Origin of the sequence: Limnohabitans sp. DCL3, assembly GCF_048019295.1 — a bacterium.
Taxonomy (GTDB): Bacteria; Pseudomonadota; Gammaproteobacteria; order Burkholderiales; family Burkholderiaceae_C; genus Limnohabitans_A.
The window spans coordinates 1,989,999-2,006,469 of sequence record NZ_CP171842.1 but is presented as its reverse complement, the minus strand read 5'-3'; the positions used below and the strand labels follow the sequence as shown (position 1 = coordinate 2,006,469).

The window sequence follows — 16,471 nt, the reverse complement described above, 5'->3', positions numbered from 1 at the left end:
TCTCTTTCAACGGTAAAAAATAAACTTGCGCATCTTGCCAAAGTCCGCTCGGCTGAACTTGCGCCAGCAGCGGCAAAATGGCAACACCCTTAAGTGGGCTTACTATAGAAGTCCAGGCCAGTGCGACGACTGGTGATAACCCTGCTTTGGATGGAGAAACCGGGAAATGAATCACAGTTTTGATGTGGCCGCTGCCCCTGGGCATCTGATCCGACGCGCGCACCAAATTTCTGTGGCCGTTTTCCACACGCACTTGGCTGCTGCCGACGTCACACCCGTTCAATTCGCCATCTTGAACGCGCTGATGGACAGCCCAGGTGTGGACCAAATCACTTTGGCCAATCGGGTGGCATTTGATCCAGCGACATCGGGGTCGGTGATTGGCCGCTTGGAGAGCAAAGGGTGGGTGGAACGGCGCGCAGACAAAGTGGACCGCAGGCGAAAACTGTTGGTGTTGACTTCTGAAGGGCAATCGGCCTTGTCGGGCATGCTCACAGCGGTGGCGGCCGTTCAAGCGGACATTTTGTCCCCGCTGTCAGCACCAGAGCAGGTGCAGTTCATGCACTTGTTAGGCCTTTTGGTCGCACGGCACGAGGCCGCTTGACCCCGGCACCGGCGCTTCTCAAGCCGATTTGAGACTCAGCTCAAAGTGCTCCACCTGAGGCGGTGCTGCGAAAAATGGGCCGACGATGGCACGCCATTCCACGAACAGGGGTGACTGGCGGAAACCTACGGTGTGGTCCTCCAGCGTGTCCCAGAAAATCTGCAGGATGTAGCGTTCAGGATTTTCGATGCCCCGATTGACTTTGCCGCCTTGAAATCCCTTGGCCTTGCAGGCCACGGTGTTCAAGCCCAGTTCGATGGCTTTTTCAAATGCGGCTTGTTGACCGGGGTGAATGCGGATGTCGGCGAGTTCGAGAATCATGGCAAACTTTATGTCTGAGGAATTGAAAACTCTACCTTAATGCATCTTGGGCGATGAATCTGTCAAACGCGAGGCACGCCAGACCATGCCCGTGAACAGCAGCGACACCAAGGCCAAGGCAGCGGTGCTGGTCATCCAAAAGGTGTCCACACGGGCACGCTGGGGCCAGCCTGCCCACGCCACGCCCTCATAGGCCAACACATAGCCGCCGTACAAACCCACACCCCAAAGCAGGGCGGTGTAGATCAGCAAGGGCATCAAGGTGATGCGGTAGCAGCGCAGCAGGTAGGCGCAGACCGCTTGCACCGCATCGGCAAGGTGGTACAGCGCCACCCAACCCAGCCACACAGTGGCTGCTTGGACCACATGGGGGTCTTGGCTGAAGAACTGGGCCAGCGCTTGCCGGCCAAGCACCAAGAGCCCCGCACCCAGCAAAGCGGCGCCTGTGGCCAAGCCCATGCCCAAAAATGCGGCGCGCCGCGCTTTGTGGGCCTGGCCCGCGCCCAACCAATAACCCGTGCGTGCGCTGCTGGCGATACCCAATGCCAATGGCACCATGTAGAGCACCGCAGCCAAACTCGCCGCGATCTGGTGACTGGCCAAGGCCACCGCCCCCAAACGTGCAATGAACAAAGCCATCAGGGTGAATGAGGTCACCTCCACCATGATGGACAAACCGGCCGGCACACCCAGCGCCAAAAATTGGCGCAGCACCGATCCATCGGGTTTTTCAGGTCTTCGCCATAAACGGTAGGGTTCGTACAAGTCTTGCGTGCGCACCAGCCAAAGGCCCGCCAGCATCATGAGGGCGTTGACCACCAAGGTGGCCCACGCGCAGCCGACAACACCCAGGCCAGTGAAGCCGGCACCGCCAAACGTCAGGGTATAGGACAGAGGAACTTTGACCAACAAGGCGCCAGCTTGTAACCAGGTGACCAAGCGCGGATGGCCCAAACTTTGGTTGAGCGTGCTGTACAGTCGAAACAGCAATGAAGGCAGCAATGCCACAGCCAAGATCCGCAAATAGGCGCGCACGTCAGGCCACAGTTCTTCGGGCACTTCAGTGACCGACAGCCACAGGTCTGGAAACCACAACCCACTGATGCCCAGGACCGCAGCACCGCCGGCGATGTAAAGCGCTTGCCTGACCGAGCGCCCCAGTTCCGCAGCTCGCCCAGCCCCATGCAGTTCGGCCCAAACGGGCAACAAGGCTTGAATCAGGCCATTCAACGCCACATAAATACTGATGTAAATGGACGAGGCCAAAGCCAAAACAGCCAAGGCCTGTGGGCTGTAACGACCGGCGATCAAGGTGTCGGCAATGCCGAACGACATGACGGCGAGTTGACCGACCAGCACCGTGCCGGCATGGCGGGCGATGACGCGCAGCTCGGACATGCCTTAACGCGAGCTTGTCGCCGTGGACGCATTCAGCGCCTGAGCCGGGCGGAAAACAACCCATGTCTCGCTTTTGTCGGTGGGCCTTTTGATGGCTGTTTGTTCAACCCAACCCAAGGACTGCACTTTGGCCGACAACAAAGGCAAATGGACCTTGTCAACGATGAGCCATTGGCAGTCTGTTTGCGGTGTTTGCATAGGCCGCAACCGCGCCTTCGTATGGTGAATCAGCGCGGCACCTTGGGCTTTGTTGAGCCCCGCATATTGGTAGCACGCGCTGCCATCGGTGGCCAGGCTGACTTTGGCCATCAATGGGCGATAACTTCGAGCATAGTCCACCAAGGGCAGCCACAAAGTGGTGAGCAGCAGCCAGCACAGTGCCGCGCCTGCCGCGGGTAACACCATGCTTTTCCAGAGGGCTGATCGGTGGTGACCTGTACGCCACCTGACCAGTCCCGCCCAGCCCAAGGTCGCTGCCAGCGCCAAGACGAATGCTGCCAGCGAAAACGCCGGGGAAAATTCGGGCGCCAGACGAGCCACATTGGCGGCAGGTTTGGCTGGAGTGCCCGTTTGCATGGCCATCCAAACGACCCAAATCGCCAAGGCGCAAAGGCTGAAAAATGCCAAGGTGAACCAATCGATCAAGGCCCCCAAGCTGCGCTTGAGCGTTGGCAGAGCCAAGGCTGCCAAGGTGGCAATGGCTGGCAAGGAAGTCAACAGCGCCCGGTCAGACATGCCCGTGAACCAGGTGGCGCCCACGGTCACTGTTGCGAACCAAATGGGCAAACCCAGATGGGGATAGCGCCAAGCACGTGAGAGCTGACTGCGCCAGCGCCAGACAGACCACAGTGCCAATGGCCAAGCTGGCCAGGTGAACCAAGCCAGCAATTTGGCCAGTCTGTGCAGATCCAACAGGGTGTGCGGCACCACCCGCCAACGCCACAAATCCAGTGCGCCCGCCGTGGTCACGCACAGGAGCAAGACCAAAGCCAGCATGCCTAAATCGAGCATGCTCATGCGGCGCTGGGAAGGGTCGGGCACACCCACAGCGCAGATGGCCGCACCCCCAAGTCCCAAAAGCAGGGCCAAAGTGGGGGCGCCCGACAGGGTCAATCCCAGCATGCCGACGGTGACGGCAGCAGCGCTGCGAACACGGTACCTGGCCCAACTTGCCAAGCCAAAAAAGAGCAAGGCGGCAAAACACAACTGACTCAGTGCAGGCGTGGTCTCGTGCGAAAGCTGCGCCAAACCCAAACACGCGATAAGGGCCAGCAATCCCCCGTCGGCCATGGCTCTGGCGTAGTCGGTCGGTTTGGCTTCCCCACCAAATGCAAAACTCACGGGTTGGGCCGCTGGATGTCGGGTCAGCGCATGCACGGCGTACCAGGTTGAAGCCAAAGTCGCGATCAGCATGCCCATGAACGGCAGTCTGGCAAACAGGTCCTCCCAACCCGCAGGGGCCAGTCGAATGAACAGGGCACCCAGCCAGTAAGGCAGCAAAGCCAGGTTGGTGTCGGGGCTGCCCAGCAAGGTGGGTTTGAGCCAACTGAATGAATCCCCCTTGCCCGGATACGCCATTTGCAACATGTAGCCCAAGGCTTCGATGTCCTGGGATTTCCAGGGCGAACGTGCCAGAAAACCGGGCAAGACATAGGCAGCGCAAAGCAGCAGCAAATACAGACGCGGCAGTCTGCGTACAGCACTTTGGGCAACGATGGCGGGAGTGGGTGGGTTCACAAGGACAAAAGATATCAGTTCAAAGCGGCATTCGGGTGTCGCCAAAACCCTGGCTGGAGAGCGATCAGACACCAGGCGATGGCCAAACAAAAAGGGCAGGCCGGTTGCCCGGGCTGCCCTTTTGGGGTCACCAATGCGCGAATTACTTGGCGATGGTGGTGGTCTTGCCAAAACGGTTGCGGAATTTTTCCACGCGACCGCCCATGTTGTCGACCGACTTTTGTGTGCCCGTGTAGAAGGGGTGCGACTCGCTGGTCGTGTCCAGCTTGTACAGCGGCAACTCGCGACCGTCTTCCATGGTGATCATCTCTTTGGTGTTAGCACATGAGCGTGTCACGAACTTGAAACCGTTGGACATGTCTTGGAAGCAAATTTCACGGTAGTTGGGGTGAATGCCGTCTTTCATGGGGAAATCCTTTTATTTCGCTACGGTAGCCACCCTTCAGCCTATCTGAGAGCACTTTCCGCAAAACCTGACGATTATAGGGCATCAACCGCCGCGGCGCATCATGTCGAAGAACTCGGAGTTGTTCTTGGTTGCCTTCATGCTCTTCAAGACCATCTCCATCGCCTCAATTTCATCCATGTTGTACATGAATTGGCGCAGGATCCTGGTTTTCTGCAGCACCTCGGGTTGCAGCAGCAGTTCTTCACGGCGTGTGCCACTGCGGTTCAAGTTGATGGCCGGGAACACGCGCTTTTCGTACAAACGACGTTCCAGATGAATTTCGCAGTTGCCAGTGCCTTTGAACTCTTCAAAGATCACTTCGTCCATGCGGCTGCCGGTGTCGACCAAGGCTGTGGCGATGATGGTGAGGCTGCCGCCTTCTTCCACATTGCGCGCTGCGCCAAAGAACCGTTTGGGGCGTTGCAAGGCGTTGGCGTCCACACCGCCCGACAACACTTTGCCAGACGAAGGCACCACGTTGTTATAGGCCCGGGCCAAGCGGGTGATCGAGTCCAGCAAAATCACCACATCTTTTTTCAGCTCAACCAGGCGTTTGGCGCGCTCAATCACCATTTCGGCCACATGCACATGGCGCGAAGCGGGTTCGTCGAAGGTGGACGAGATCACTTCGCCACGCACGCTGCGTTGCATTTCGGTCACCTCTTCAGGGCGCTCATCGACCAACAGCACCATCAGGTGCACATCGGGGTAGTTGGCGGTGATGGCGTGGGCGATTTGCTGCATCATCACCGTCTTGCCGGACTTGGGTTGGGCCACGATCAAAGCGCGCTGGCCACGACCCAGGGGCGCGATGATGTCGATGACGCGGGCCGTGATGTTTTCCTCGCCTTTGATGTCGCGCTCCAGTCGCATCTGCTCTTTGGGGAACAGGGGCGTCAGGTTCTCGAACATCACCTTGTGCTTGTTGTTCTCGGGCAAGTCATCATTGACTTTGTCCAGCTTGGTCAATGCGAAATAGCGCTCACCGTCTTTGGGAATGCGCACTTCGCCTTCGATCATGTCACCTGTGTGCAGGTTGAAACGACGCACTTGGCTGGGGCTGATGTAAATGTCATCCGTCGATGCGGTGTAACTGGAGTCGGGGCTGCGCAAGAAACCGAAACCGTCGGGCAGGATCTCGAGCACGCCGTCGGCAAAGACTTGTTCGCCCGCTTTGGCGCGTTTCTTGATGATGGCAAACATCAATTCCTGCTTGCGCATGCGTCCCGTGTTCTCGATTTCGAGGGTGTCGGCTTGCTTCAGGAGTTCGGACACATGAAGTGCCTTGAGTTCGTTCAAATGCATGGGATGGGGCCTGTGGCGAATCGGTCAACTGCTGACCGTTTTCGGGGTAACCGGGTGGAAGTGGGTTATCCGGAGGCTGCCCGGGGTTGGGGCAGAAGCTTCCGTCAATTGAGGCGCGAAGCCCTGTTCGGGCTGCCTAAGCGGAAATTATGACAGGTTTTGACTGGCGCTCGGAAAACAAAAAAACCGGGCCATCCAGACCCGGTTCTGCGCGCGCCCACCAGCGAGGGCCTTGAAGGCCTCAGGCCAATTGCTGGTCGATGAAAGCGGTCAGTTGTGACTTGCTCATGGCACCCACCTTGGTGGCGGCCAATTGTCCATTTTTGAAAATCATCAGGGTGGGGATGCCGCGGATACCGAATTTGGCCGGGATGTCCCGGTTGTCATCCACGTTCATTTTGGCAATTTGCAGTTTGCCTTCGTAGGCGCTGGCAACTTCATCCAAGATGGGCGCAATCATCTTGCAAGGACCGCACCATTCGGCCCAAAAGTCAACCACCACGGGCTGGCTTGATTGGAGAACGTCGGCATCAAAAGTGGCGTCGGTAATGTGTTTGATCAAATCGCTGGCCATGGCCTATTCCTTGTGAACATTGAAGATGCAGCTAAAGTTATGGCTATTTTGACAGATTAGTCTCACAGCGCACTGTCGCATGAGCGTTGACCAGAACAAAAACATGACTTTTTCCGCTGACCATTCCGTGCCCCAAATTGCCCCAGAGTTGTCGGTCGACGTGGCCATTGTGGGCGGTGGTCCAGCTGGTTTAATGGCCGCAGAGGTGCTCTCCCAAGCCGGTGTTTCGGTCCATCTTTTCGATGCCATGCCCTCGGTGGGGCGGAAATTTTTGCTGGCGGGTAAAGGCGGCTTGAATTTGACCCACTCGGAAACCACAGCGTTGTTCAGCGCACGCTACGGCGCAAGTCAAGACCATGTGGCACCGTGGTTGAACCAAATGGACGCACAAGCTGTTCGGGATTGGGCCCATGGTTTGGGCGTGGAAACATTCGTTGGCAGTTCAGGCCGGGTGTTCCCTCTGGAGATGAAAGCGGCGCCCTTGCTGAGGGCTTGGTTGCATCGCCTGCGTCACCCGGCTTCAGGGGTTCCTGTGCAGTTTCACATGCGCCACCGCTGGTTGGGTTGGGACAAAGACCAGCTGGTTTTTCAGCCCTCAGGGCTTGTGGGCTTTCGGCAGGTGAACGCCCGTGTCACCTTGTTGGCGCTCGGTGGCGCCAGTTGGCCGCGTTTGGGCTCAGATGGTGCTTGGCTCCCCTTGTTGGCCGAGCAGGGCATCCCGATTGCCCCTTTGAAACCGTCCAATTGTGGTTTTGACGTGGCTGGACGCGATGGCTCAGGCTGGACCGAGCACTTTCGCCAGCGATTCGCCGGTCACCCGCTCAAATCAGTGGTAATGCGCGTGGCAACCCGTGCGCTTGGCGGTAAAAATTTGCGCTGCGACGAATCAGGGCGCAGCTTACCTCTCAGGTTCGAGCGCCAAGGCGAGTTTGTCGTCACAGACAGTGGCGTGGAGGGCAGTTTGGTGTATGCGGCATCGGCCCTGTTGCGGGATGATTTAGAAAGCGGCCCTGCGCATTTTCTTTTGGATTTGTTGCCTGACAAATCCCGCAACCAAGTGCTCAGCGAGGTGTGCCGGCCACGAGGGAGCCGAAGTTTGTCAACCCACCTGAAAAGCCGTTTGGGAATTGACGGGGTGAAGATGGGCTTGCTGCATGAGCTGTGCACGCCGGAGACATTGGCTCAGCCGGAAGCGTTGACCGACAGCTTGAAGGGTTTGGTCATTTCCCTTCAAAAAACCAGACCGTTGGCCGAGGCCATCAGCACAGCGGGTGGGGTGGCGTTCTCCGGTGTGACGCCCGAAGGGATGCTGTTGAATCGCCCCGGTGTTTACTGCGCGGGAGAAATGATGGATTGGGAGGCGCCCACGGGGGGGTACTTGTTGACCGCTTGTTTGGCCAGTGGCCGAAGTGCTGGATTGGGTATTTTGGCAAATTTGTAACAAATCTACACATGTTGTGTCGACGAGCCGCCCTGATGGCGCGTTGTGAGGAGGTGAATCACTTCATCCATAACGAGGTCGACATGTCTCCAGAAGCTTCCCAAGAATACCAACGTGCCGTTGAAGAGGCCGCCAATGCTTTCATGAAAGTCATGGCTTTGCGTGGTTTCAATGTCCGGGACTACCCCCAAAATTTTGTGGCTCAGATGGCTAAACAGACCAAGTTGGCTTTCGAGCCGAACCGTCTGGGCGCCCATCAGCAAGCCGATCAATGTGTGTCAGACATGTTGCGTGCGGCCCCATTGGCGGCTCAGGTGGTGAATGCCGCCAGAGTCAAAGCCATGCCATTTCCAGCATTGCGACGTCGCATGGCCTGAAACGCTTGGCATGGCGTGGGTGGCCTAATGTCAATGGAGGCGGGGGCACTGACCGGAAACAATGCCAGGCCAGAAAATGGCAAAAAAGGTGACGAGCCTTGACCCCGGCACTGGATTCACAGTTAGGGCTGCTTGGTTCCCCACCTGACCCGGTTGGCCGCTTCACCATGCGGGAAGGCCCGTCACTTGCGATTGTAGGCGAGCTTTTCGCCTCAGGGTGATTCCTTGCTTTTTTTGATGACACCGTTCGTCCTTCGGGATGGCCAAGACGCCATGGCTTGGCTGCTTCGACATTGATCCCTGGGTCTTCACTGTGAAAACGCCGGATCAGGTCCCGTTGGCCCGATAGAATCAGCGCCATGTCTTACCTTGTCCTCGCGCGCAAATACCGCCCTCGCAATTTCACCGAAATGGTGGGGCAAGAGCATGTGGTTCAAGCGTTGACCAACGCTTTGGTGCAGCAACGCTTGCACCATGCTTATTTATTCACAGGCACCCGAGGCGTTGGCAAGACGACTGTTTCGCGCATTTTGGCCAAATCCCTGAATTGCCAAGGCGTGGATGGTCAAGGGGGAATCACAGCAGAGCCATGCGGGGTTTGTCAGGCTTGCCGAGACATCGATTCCGGGCGGTTTGTCGATTACACCGAACTCGATGCGGCTTCCAACCGGGGTGTTGACGAGGTGCAAAGTCTGCTGGAGCAAGCGGTCTACAAACCCGTCCAAGGTCGATTCAAAGTCTTCATGATCGACGAGGTGCACATGCTCACCAACACCGCGTTCAACGCGATGTTGAAAACCTTGGAAGAGCCCCCCGAATATTTGAAGTTCGTATTGGCCACAACCGACCCTCAAAAGGTTCCCGTGACGGTGCTTTCGCGCTGTTTGCAGTTCAACCTGAGGCCGATGGCCCCCGAAACGGTTTTTGAGCACTTGACTCAGGTGTTGGCGGCTGAAAAGCTGAGTGCCGAGCCATTGGCTTTGCGCCTGTTGGCCCGAGCCGCACGCGGCTCCATGCGTGATGCATTGAGCCTGACCGATCAAGCCATTGCTTTTGGAAATGGTCAATTGCAAGAGGCGGGCGTCCGCCAGATGTTGGGCAGCGTGGACCGCAGCCATGTCCTGCAACTCATCCGGGCTTTGGCCGAAGGCGATGGGGCCACCGTGGTGAACCAAGTCAACGCCTTGCGCCTGCAAGGCGTCTCGGCCGCTGCCACGCTGGAGGACATGGCCATGCTGCTGCAGCGCATGGCCGTGATGCAGATGGTGCCCGGCATGGCGCAAGACGGCGAAGACCCCGATACCCAGGGTTTGGCCGATCTTGCATCCGTCATGCCTGCCGAGGAAACCCAGTTGCTTTACAGCTTGTGCTTGCACGGGCGCAACGAGTTGGGTCTGGCCCCAGACGAGTACGCCGCCTTGACCATGGTGCTTTTGCGGTTGTTGGCCTTCAAACCCGCCCCCGCCACAGCGGAAAAAAAAAGTCCGCGAACCCGTCCTGAATCCCTGACGCCAGTGTCTGCGCCGGCTCAGGCGTCTGTTTCTGTGAAGGCCGCTTCACCCGAGGCTGCTCTTGCACCGCAAATCCTTGTCGCGCGTGACGGTGAGATGCCGCCCTTGGCTGCAGTGGTCCCGGTCATGCCGGCAGCAAGCCATTCAAGCCCATCAGACCTGACCGCGCAAGCGCTAATTCCGGCACATGCCTTGGTGCAACCCGAAACCCGCCACGAGCCTGCGCCTTGGGAGGAGTGGCCTGACACGACCGATGACGCAGACGTACAGGACTCGGCCTCGCCCCATACCGACGCACCAGCGCCCGAAGTGCGCGCCTTGCCCGTGCGCGAGGCGGCTGCACCTTCAGCCCGTTTGGATACGCCCCGCTCCGAGGTTTTGACGACAGTGCAGGCCACCCCTGAAGGCGATATGTGGTTAGCGGTGGTTCAAGGATTGATGGATCAAGAGGCCATCACGGCCTTGGTCCGTGAGTTGGCCTTGCAGTCACAACTGCTGGCCCGTGACGCTGATCAATGGCAATTGCGCGTCGAGCGCGAGACGCTCAATCACCCCGCCAGCCGCGAGCGTTTGCAGTCAGCCTTGCTGGCAGCAGGTCATGGTGATGTGAAACTGCACATCGAAATCGGCCCCGTGACCGACAGCCCAGCCAAACGACTCGCCATCAAGGCAGCCGAAAAAATGCTGGCTGCGCAGGAACTCATCCAAACTGACCCCCGTGTTCAGGCCATGGTGCGAGACTTCGGGGCCAAAATCGTGCCCGGCAGCATTCAGCTGATTTGATTTTCAAAACCACAAACCTCCCTTTTCAAGGAAATACCATGTTCAACAAAGGACAACTTGCCGGCCTCATGAAGCAGGCCCAGGCCATGCAGGACAACCTGAAAAAAGCCCAGGACGAATTGGCTTTTGTGGAGGTCGAGGGTCAAGCCGGCTCGGGCATGGTCAAGGTCCTCATGACCTGCAAGCACAGCGTGCGCCGAGTGACCATCGATCCCAGCTTGCTGGCCGATGACAAGGACATGCTGGAAGACTTGGTCGCGGCTGCCTTCAACGACGCCGTGCGCATGGCCGAGGAGGTTTCGCAGCAAAAAATGGGCAAGCTCACGGCAGGTTTGCCACCCGGCATGAAGCTGCCCTTCTGATTGTCCGAACATGGCCGATACCCACGCCCTGGCGACTTTGGTGCAGGCCCTCAAGGGTTTGCCGGGAGTGGGTGTCAAGTCGGCCCAGCGCATGGCTTTTCAGCTCCTGCAAAACGACCGGGCCACAGCGCGGCAACTGGCCGCTGCCCTGGACAATGCGGTCCAGACAATTCGGCATTGTGCGTGTTGCCACACCTTCACCGAAGCGCAGTTGTGCGATACCTGTCTCGATGACTCCCGAGACCGGACTGTTTTGTGTGTGATCGAGACACCTGCAGATCAATCGGCGATCGAGCGCACCGGCACTTACCGGGGTTTGTACTTTGTGCTGATGGGCAAGCTCAGCCCACTCGATGGCATTGGGCCGCACGACATTGGCCTGGCCAAGCTCAAGCAGCGGGTGGGGGACGGCGTACTCACCGAGGTGATTTTGGCGACCAATTTCACTGCCGAGGGAGAGGCCACAGCCCATGTGATTTCAGAGATGATTCGGCAACAGGGCTTGCGCGTGACCCGTTTGGCCCGAGGTGTCCCCGCGGGCAGTGAGTTGGAATATGTGGATCTGGGCACCATCGCTCACGCCCTTGTTGATCGCCGTTGACCCGCCATTTTCAACGGCAGGGCTAGCCTGCTGAGGAGGCCGCTCTCCACCGCGTGCATTGCTGGCAATCCATTACGTGAAAACCCGATCGGGATCATTCCCGATGCGCAACATCCGATCGGTTCTTATGCTCACGGTTGGGTGTTTTCATGTTGCATGGGGAGCTGTAGGTGTCAGGTTTGGGGAGTCTGCGTCGTTCTTTTTTGCTGTCGGCCGTGGGGGCTTGGGCGTTGCCCGGCACAACCCTGTCCGCCACCGATTTTGTGCGCAGTGAGCCGCGTATCAACCACCGCGTGAGCATCGCTTTGGCTGCACCGCTCAGCCTGCACCATTTGCCTTTGACTTTGGCCGATCGCCTTGGGTTTTTCCGGCAAGCAGGTATCGCCGTGGAGTGGTTACCGCAAGGTTCTGATGTGCAAGCTTTGGCCAGCGCCATGCAGGGTCAAGCCCAGGTGGTGTCGGGTGCGTTTGAACACCTTTTTGGCTTGCAACAAAAGGGGATGAGCTGCCAGGCCTTTGTGCAAATGGGCCGCACCCCACAGCTGAGCTTTGGCGTCTCATCGCGGCTCAACGTACGCTCGGTGATGGCCCTCAAAGGCGCCAAGATAGGGGTGAGCGCTCTTCAATCCAGCTCGCATTTCATGGCCTGTCATTGGCTGATGCAAAACGGCCTTTTGCCCGAAGACGTGGTCTTTGTGGAAGTGGGCTCTTCCTTGGGCGTGGTGGACGCTTTGCGCGCTGGCGCGGTGGATGCGGTGTGCAATCTGGATCCGATCATGTTCGGTTTGGAGCACCGCAATGAGATCCGCTTGCTGGGAGAGGCCAGAACGCTGTTGTCTTCGCGAAAGCTCCTGGGCGGAGCTGTGCCTGGTGCCTGTTTATGGGCGCGATCCGATTATTTGCAAAAGCAACCCGAGTTGGTGCAGGCCTTGAGCGATGCGGTGGTGCATGGCCTCAAGTGGCTTCAAACGGCAGGCTTGACCGACATTTTGAAGACCGTGCCGGCCTCACATTGGGAAGCCGATCGGACCATTTACTTGGGGGCGTTCGAAAAATTGCGCGAGTCGTACGCACTCGACGGTGTGTTCGCCCCAGAGGCCGTGGCCAATGCCTGGCATGCCTACAACCGATTGCCTGACCGCCATGTGGGCAGTCGCCCCGTTTTGGCGTCCACCTACACCAACAGTTTTGCGATGAAGTCCAAAATCCGCTTTGAGGCGTAGTGGGGCTTTTCAGGCTGTGTGTGGCTCAGTGTGTGCGCTTATTTTGAGCTGGCTCGGGTTTTCTTGGGGACCGCTTTGCTTGGAGGGCGCTTGGCTTGTGGCCGTTCGAGCTTGTCGGGGCTGGTGCGGGTGACCCGTCTTGCGCCTTGAGAGGGGACCAAAATGGTCAAAGTCTGGCCCGTGCTCAGCCGGGCGTTGACCTTCAATTTGTTCCACGATGCCATATTGGCTTCGGACACGCCATGGCGTGCAGCCAAGCTGGCCAAAGAATCGCCTTTACGGGCTTTGACCGCGACCCTTTTGAGCACCATTTCAGGGGCCAGACCCAATTGGCCGTTGTCGGCCAGGTGCTCTGCCACGTCGTTGTCCAGCTGTCCTTTTCGATGCACCAGCAAGGTCGAGCCCGCGGTGATCATCATCCTCAAAGGGATGTCGTTGACCGAGCGCAATTGCTCGACGGGCATGCCCAATTGTTGGGCAACTTCTTCGGGCTTCATGGTTTTTGGGGCTTGCCAAGCCGTCCAGGTGGCCAGTGGTTTGTTGGCATGGGCTTGTAGATTGCGTTCAAACACCGTGGCGTTGTCCCAGGGCAGCAAAATTTGTGGCGTTCCGGCTGCCAAGATCACAGGCCGTCTCATGGAGGGGTTGAGGGCCTTGAAATCCTCCAAACTGACGCCCGCCAACTTGACTGCGACCGCGACATCAATGTCGCGTTCAATGGGAACACTCTTGAAGTAGGGGTGGTTTTGGATCAGAGGCAACTGCGTGTTGAAGGCCTCCGGTTGGGCCACGATGTTCTTCACCGCCTGCAACTTGGGCACGTAATACCGGGTCTCGTTGGGCATGTTGAGATCGCTGTAAGTCAACAATTTGCCCTGTGCTTTGTTGCGTGCCAATGCCCGGCCCACACTGCCTTCACCCCAGTTGTAGGCGGCCAGCGCCAAATGCCAATCACCAAACATACCGTAGAGTTTTTGCAAGTAATCCAGCGCAGCACGTGTCGACTCGAGCACATCCCGCCGGTCATCCCTGAACAGATTTTGTTTCAAGTCAAAGAACTTACCCGTCGCGGGCATGAATTGCCACATCCCAGCGGCCTTGGCACTCGAGACAGCCTGGGGGTTGAATGCAGATTCAATGAAGGGCAGCAGGGCCAGCTCGGTGGGCATGTTGCGCCGCTCAAGCTCCTCCACCACATGGAACAAATAGGGCCGTGAACGCTCGGTCATGCGCAGCATGTAATCCGGGCGGCCTGAATACCATTGCTCCCGGTTGCGCACCAAATCGTTGTCCAGATCGGGCATGGCAAATCCCCGGCGAATCCGCTCCCAGATGTCTTTGGGTGGCGTGAGCGCCAATTGGCTGCGGGGCTTGAGACCCGGGACCGATTCGTCCGTCAATGGCAGGATCGGGGCGCTGGTCGGCTCAGGGGAGGCCTCGGTTCGATCGGCCTTGGAAGTGACCGATTGATTCACCGCCTCAACTTGTGCTGGAGGGGGAGGCACATTGAGCGCGGGGGGGGCTGGCCGAGTTGGGTGCAGTGGCACACGCCCCCAGTAAAAGAGAAAAACCCAAAGTGCTGGCCGCTAAAAAGCGGCGTCCAATGAGCAGGATGGGAGAGCAATGAGGGATGGTGTGGGAAACCCAAGCGTTCTTCAAAATTCGTTTTTCCAGTTGCGAAGTGCAGCAAAGCGGCTAACGTCGTCGATGGCAGACGCATCACGCTGTTGGACGGCCGAGGAGACCGCAGGGCTGCGGCTGCGCAAAAAAGGGTTGATGTCGCGTTCAGTGGACAACAGCGCAGGCAAAGTGGCTTGGCGGTTGTCGCGCAAACGAGCGCAATCCTGAGCATAGCTTTTCAAGGCCACGTTCTCAGGGTCGACCGCCAAGGCAAATTTCAGGTTGGACAAGGTGTATTCATGGGCACAGCAAACGCGGGTGTCACCCGGCAGGGCGGACAAGCGGTCAAGAGAGTCGAGCATTTGGGCTGGTGAGCCCTCAAAAAGCCGACCACAACCCCCAGAAAACAAGGTGTCCCCACAAAACAGGATGGGCGATTGTTCGGCGGGATGGAGCCATAAAGCAATGTGGCCCAGGGTGTGTCCAGGCACCTCGTGCACCCTCAGATCCAGACCGTGCCATGCCAATGTGTCACCTTGTTGCAAGCCGCGAGCGGGAACGGGCATTTTTTCCATCGCAGGACCGGCCACCTGGGCCCCTGTCTGATTCACCAATTCAGGCAGACCGCCCGTGTGGTCGGCATGGTGATGGGTCACTAAAATCAAGTCCAGCGAGATGTGGGGGTGTTGCCCCAACCAAGCCAGAACGGGCGCACTGTCACCCGGGTCCACCACGAGTGCGTGTTGGTCGTTGTGTAACAACCAAATGTAGTTGTCAGAGAATGCGGGCAGTGCAATAAGTTTCATGGAGAGTCAGATTATAGAAAGCAAGGATTGCGATCAGGCTTGGCTGACCCCTTTGGGCCGGCCGGCGTCGTCGCGTTTGTTGGCATGGGAGCAGCAGCAAGCGGATGAACTGCTCGCGGATGTGTTTGGTTACCACGCCGTGCAGTTGGGTTGGCCTGAACTGTCGGCGCTGCGAACCAACCGCATGCCCCACCGTTGGCTGGCCCAGGCCGAGTTTGAAACTTGTCGCCCCGAGGGCGCTGGGCCGACCGTGTCAAACGCCAGTGTTTGTTTGGACAGCCGGGCTTGGCCTTGGCCAGCAGACAGCCTGGATTTGGTGGTTTTGCCCCACACCTTGGAGCGCTCTGCCGATCCGCATGCTTGTTTGAGAGAGGTGGCCAGGGTGTTGATTCCTGAAGGACATGTCCTGATCACAGGGCTGAACCCCTGGAGTTTTTGGGGGTGGCAGCAAACACGGGTGAAACGTCGGTCACCAGCGCCCGGTGCGGGCGTTCATGTGCCCACATCTTTGATGGCATACCGCCGTTTGCGAGATTGGTTGCGCTTGTTGGGTTTTGAGGTTCAGATCAGTCGTTTTGGCGGATGGGCGCCGGCCACGGGCAGTGAGGCTTGGATGCAACGTTTGCAATGGATGGATGCCTTGGGCGAGCGTTGGTGTCCCATTTTTGGGGGTGTTTACCTTTTGATGGCGACAAAAAGGGTGCCTGGGTCGCGTTTCATTGATGGCCGGCGTTGGCGCGCGGTACGATCGCCCGCTGGTGCGGCGGCACCGATCGCCCGCACAGACACCATCATGGGCCCCTCGAGGACCCCGAAAGACACCGTTGAGTCACGTTGAAATTTACACAGATGGCGCTTGCAAGGGCAATCCTGGCCCCGGGGGATGGGGTGTGCGTTTGCAGTCGGGCCCGCATGTCCAGGAGCTGTTTGGTGGTGAGTTGAATACCACCAACAACCGCATGGAGATGACCGCCGTGATCGAGGGCCTGTCGGCACTCAAGCGGCCTTGCCAGGTCACGCTTTACCTGGACAGCGAATATGTACGCAAAGGGATTACCGAATGGATTCACGGCTGGAAAGCTCGGGGTTGGCGAACTGCTGCGAAGCAACCGGTGAAAAATGCGGACCTCTGGCAAAAACTCGATGCTGTGGTGTCGTCCTCGGGACACCAGATTGACTGGCGCTGGGTCAAGGGACATGCCGGCGATCCCGGCAATGAACGTGCCGATACGCTCGCCAACCGAGGCGTAGACAAGGCTTTGGGCCGTTGAGGCAAGCCTGAAAAACCGCCACAGGGATCCTGAGCAAGTGACCCAGCCCTTGTGAACCTCCTCTTGGGTCGGTCGCCAGACGCTGTTAC

Annotated in this window: 17 protein-coding genes and 1 other RNA gene; 9 read left to right on the top strand and 9 right to left on the bottom strand. The window is 58.3% G+C overall.

Annotated features, from left to right (window positions below; genetic code table 11):
- Positions 1–166 precede the first annotated feature (166 nt).
- The gene (locus ACHEXK_RS09125; RefSeq protein ID WP_416545432.1) at positions 167–604 is read left to right on the top strand and encodes a MarR family winged helix-turn-helix transcriptional regulator; all 438 of its coding nucleotides are present in this window, start codon (positions 167–169) and stop codon (positions 602–604) included.
- Positions 605–622: 18 nt separating this feature from the next.
- Here the strand turns inward: ACHEXK_RS09125 and ACHEXK_RS09120 are convergent, their stop codons facing one another.
- The 6 genes from ACHEXK_RS09120 to trxA all read right to left on the bottom strand — a co-directional run bounded on the left by ACHEXK_RS09120 (position 623) and on the right by trxA (position 6,387).
- On the bottom strand, positions 623–925 hold the full coding sequence (locus ACHEXK_RS09120) for an antibiotic biosynthesis monooxygenase family protein (RefSeq protein ID WP_416545430.1): 303 nt from the start codon (positions 923–925) through the stop codon (positions 623–625).
- 36 nt (positions 926–961) lie between these two features.
- On the bottom strand, positions 962–2,323 hold the full coding sequence (locus ACHEXK_RS09115) for an MATE family efflux transporter (RefSeq protein WP_416545428.1): 1,362 nt from the start codon (positions 2,321–2,323) through the stop codon (positions 962–964).
- Positions 2,324–2,326: 3 nt separating this feature from the next.
- On the bottom strand, positions 2,327–4,060 hold the full coding sequence (locus ACHEXK_RS09110) for a hypothetical protein (protein WP_416545426.1): 1,734 nt from the start codon (positions 4,058–4,060) through the stop codon (positions 2,327–2,329).
- Between the two features lie 142 nt (positions 4,061–4,202).
- Positions 4,203–4,466 carry a type B 50S ribosomal protein L31 gene (locus ACHEXK_RS09105; protein WP_100117605.1) on the bottom strand — a complete coding sequence of 88 codons (264 nt, stop codon included), beginning with the start codon at positions 4,464–4,466 and terminating at the stop codon, positions 4,203–4,205.
- 84 nt (positions 4,467–4,550) lie between these two features.
- Positions 4,551–5,813 (bottom strand): transcription termination factor Rho, encoded by a 1,263-nt coding sequence (gene rho / locus ACHEXK_RS09100; RefSeq protein WP_062405887.1) that lies wholly within the window; start codon positions 5,811–5,813, stop codon positions 4,551–4,553.
- A 241-nt stretch (positions 5,814–6,054) separates the two neighbouring features.
- Positions 6,055–6,387, bottom strand: a complete 333-nt coding sequence (gene trxA, locus ACHEXK_RS09095) for a thioredoxin TrxA (RefSeq protein WP_416545423.1) — start codon at positions 6,385–6,387, stop codon at positions 6,055–6,057.
- 103 nt (positions 6,388–6,490) lie between these two features.
- On the opposite strand from trxA, the gene ACHEXK_RS09090 reads away from it, so the two are divergent.
- Both ACHEXK_RS09090 and ACHEXK_RS09085 read left to right on the top strand, forming a co-directional pair.
- The gene (locus ACHEXK_RS09090) at positions 6,491–7,828 is read left to right on the top strand and encodes an NAD(P)/FAD-dependent oxidoreductase (RefSeq protein ID WP_416545421.1); all 1,338 of its coding nucleotides are present in this window, start codon (positions 6,491–6,493) and stop codon (positions 7,826–7,828) included.
- 83 nt (positions 7,829–7,911) lie between these two features.
- The gene (locus ACHEXK_RS09085) at positions 7,912–8,205 is read left to right on the top strand and encodes a hypothetical protein (RefSeq protein WP_416545419.1); all 294 of its coding nucleotides are present in this window, start codon (positions 7,912–7,914) and stop codon (positions 8,203–8,205) included.
- Positions 8,206–8,292: 87 nt separating this feature from the next.
- Here the strand turns inward: ACHEXK_RS09085 and ffs are convergent.
- Positions 8,293–8,389, bottom strand: an RNA gene (gene ffs / locus ACHEXK_RS09080) — signal recognition particle sRNA small type.
- Between the two features lie 175 nt (positions 8,390–8,564).
- Here ffs and dnaX point away from each other — a divergent pair.
- The 4 genes from dnaX (at position 8,565) to ACHEXK_RS09060 (ending at position 12,685) form a co-directional block, all read left to right on the top strand.
- The gene (dnaX, locus tag ACHEXK_RS09075; protein ID WP_416545417.1) at positions 8,565–10,499 is read left to right on the top strand and encodes a DNA polymerase III subunit gamma/tau; all 1,935 of its coding nucleotides are present in this window, start codon (positions 8,565–8,567) and stop codon (positions 10,497–10,499) included.
- A 38-nt stretch (positions 10,500–10,537) separates the two neighbouring features.
- Positions 10,538–10,861 (top strand): YbaB/EbfC family nucleoid-associated protein, encoded by a 324-nt coding sequence (locus ACHEXK_RS09070; RefSeq protein ID WP_100117600.1) that lies wholly within the window; start codon positions 10,538–10,540, stop codon positions 10,859–10,861.
- A 10-nt stretch (positions 10,862–10,871) separates the two neighbouring features.
- Complete coding sequence (gene recR, locus ACHEXK_RS09065) at positions 10,872–11,462, top strand: recombination mediator RecR (protein ID WP_416545415.1); 591 nt, start codon at positions 10,872–10,874, stop codon at positions 11,460–11,462.
- A gap of 170 nt (positions 11,463–11,632) precedes the next feature.
- A complete protein-coding gene (locus ACHEXK_RS09060; RefSeq protein ID WP_416545413.1) occupies positions 11,633–12,685 on the top strand; it encodes an ABC transporter substrate-binding protein in 1,053 nt (350 codons plus the stop codon).
- 38 nt (positions 12,686–12,723) lie between these two features.
- Here the strand turns inward: ACHEXK_RS09060 and ACHEXK_RS09055 are convergent, their stop codons facing one another.
- On the bottom strand, positions 12,724–14,160 hold the full coding sequence (locus ACHEXK_RS09055; RefSeq protein WP_416545411.1) for a transglycosylase SLT domain-containing protein: 1,437 nt from the start codon (positions 14,158–14,160) through the stop codon (positions 12,724–12,726).
- Positions 14,161–14,340: 180 nt separating this feature from the next.
- Positions 14,341–15,111 carry a hydroxyacylglutathione hydrolase gene (gloB, locus tag ACHEXK_RS09050; RefSeq protein ID WP_416545409.1) on the bottom strand — a complete coding sequence of 257 codons (771 nt, stop codon included), beginning with the start codon at positions 15,109–15,111 and terminating at the stop codon, positions 14,341–14,343.
- Between gloB and ACHEXK_RS09045 the strand changes: the two genes are divergently transcribed.
- Together ACHEXK_RS09045 and rnhA are read left to right on the top strand one after the other, a co-directional pair.
- Entirely contained in the window at positions 15,110–15,949 is an 840-nt protein-coding gene (locus ACHEXK_RS09045; protein ID WP_416545407.1) for a class I SAM-dependent methyltransferase, read from the top strand. The genes gloB and ACHEXK_RS09045 overlap by 2 nt on opposite strands.
- Positions 15,936–16,382, top strand: a complete 447-nt coding sequence (rnhA, locus tag ACHEXK_RS09040) for a ribonuclease HI (RefSeq protein WP_416545405.1) — start codon at positions 15,936–15,938, stop codon at positions 16,380–16,382. Before ACHEXK_RS09045 ends, rnhA begins: the two co-directional genes overlap by 14 nt.
- Positions 16,383–16,471 lie beyond the last annotated feature (89 nt).

Coding starts and splice junctions, on each gene's coding strand:
- ACHEXK_RS09125 (WP_416545432.1), top strand. CDS start 167: ATGAATCACAGTTTTGATGTGGCCGCTGCCCCTGGGCATCTGATCCGA.
- ACHEXK_RS09045 (WP_416545407.1), top strand. CDS start 15,110: ATGGAGAGTCAGATTATAGAAAGCAAGGATTGCGATCAGGCTTGGCTG.
- ACHEXK_RS09120 (WP_416545430.1), bottom strand. CDS start 925: ATGATTCTCGAACTCGCCGACATCCGCATTCACCCCGGTCAACAAGCC.
- recR (WP_416545415.1), top strand. CDS start 10,872: ATGGCCGATACCCACGCCCTGGCGACTTTGGTGCAGGCCCTCAAGGGT.
- ACHEXK_RS09085 (WP_416545419.1), top strand. CDS start 7,912: ATGTCTCCAGAAGCTTCCCAAGAATACCAACGTGCCGTTGAAGAGGCC.
- trxA (WP_416545423.1), bottom strand. CDS start 6,387: ATGGCCAGCGATTTGATCAAACACATTACCGACGCCACTTTTGATGCC.
- ACHEXK_RS09070 (WP_100117600.1), top strand. CDS start 10,538: ATGTTCAACAAAGGACAACTTGCCGGCCTCATGAAGCAGGCCCAGGCC.
- ACHEXK_RS09115 (WP_416545428.1), bottom strand. CDS start 2,323: ATGTCCGAGCTGCGCGTCATCGCCCGCCATGCCGGCACGGTGCTGGTC.
- ACHEXK_RS09105 (WP_100117605.1), bottom strand. CDS start 4,466: ATGAAAGACGGCATTCACCCCAACTACCGTGAAATTTGCTTCCAAGAC.
- rho (WP_062405887.1), bottom strand. CDS start 5,813: ATGCATTTGAACGAACTCAAGGCACTTCATGTGTCCGAACTCCTGAAG.
- gloB (WP_416545409.1), bottom strand. CDS start 15,111: ATGAAACTTATTGCACTGCCCGCATTCTCTGACAACTACATTTGGTTG.
- ACHEXK_RS09090 (WP_416545421.1), top strand. CDS start 6,491: ATGACTTTTTCCGCTGACCATTCCGTGCCCCAAATTGCCCCAGAGTTG.
- dnaX (WP_416545417.1), top strand. CDS start 8,565: ATGTCTTACCTTGTCCTCGCGCGCAAATACCGCCCTCGCAATTTCACC.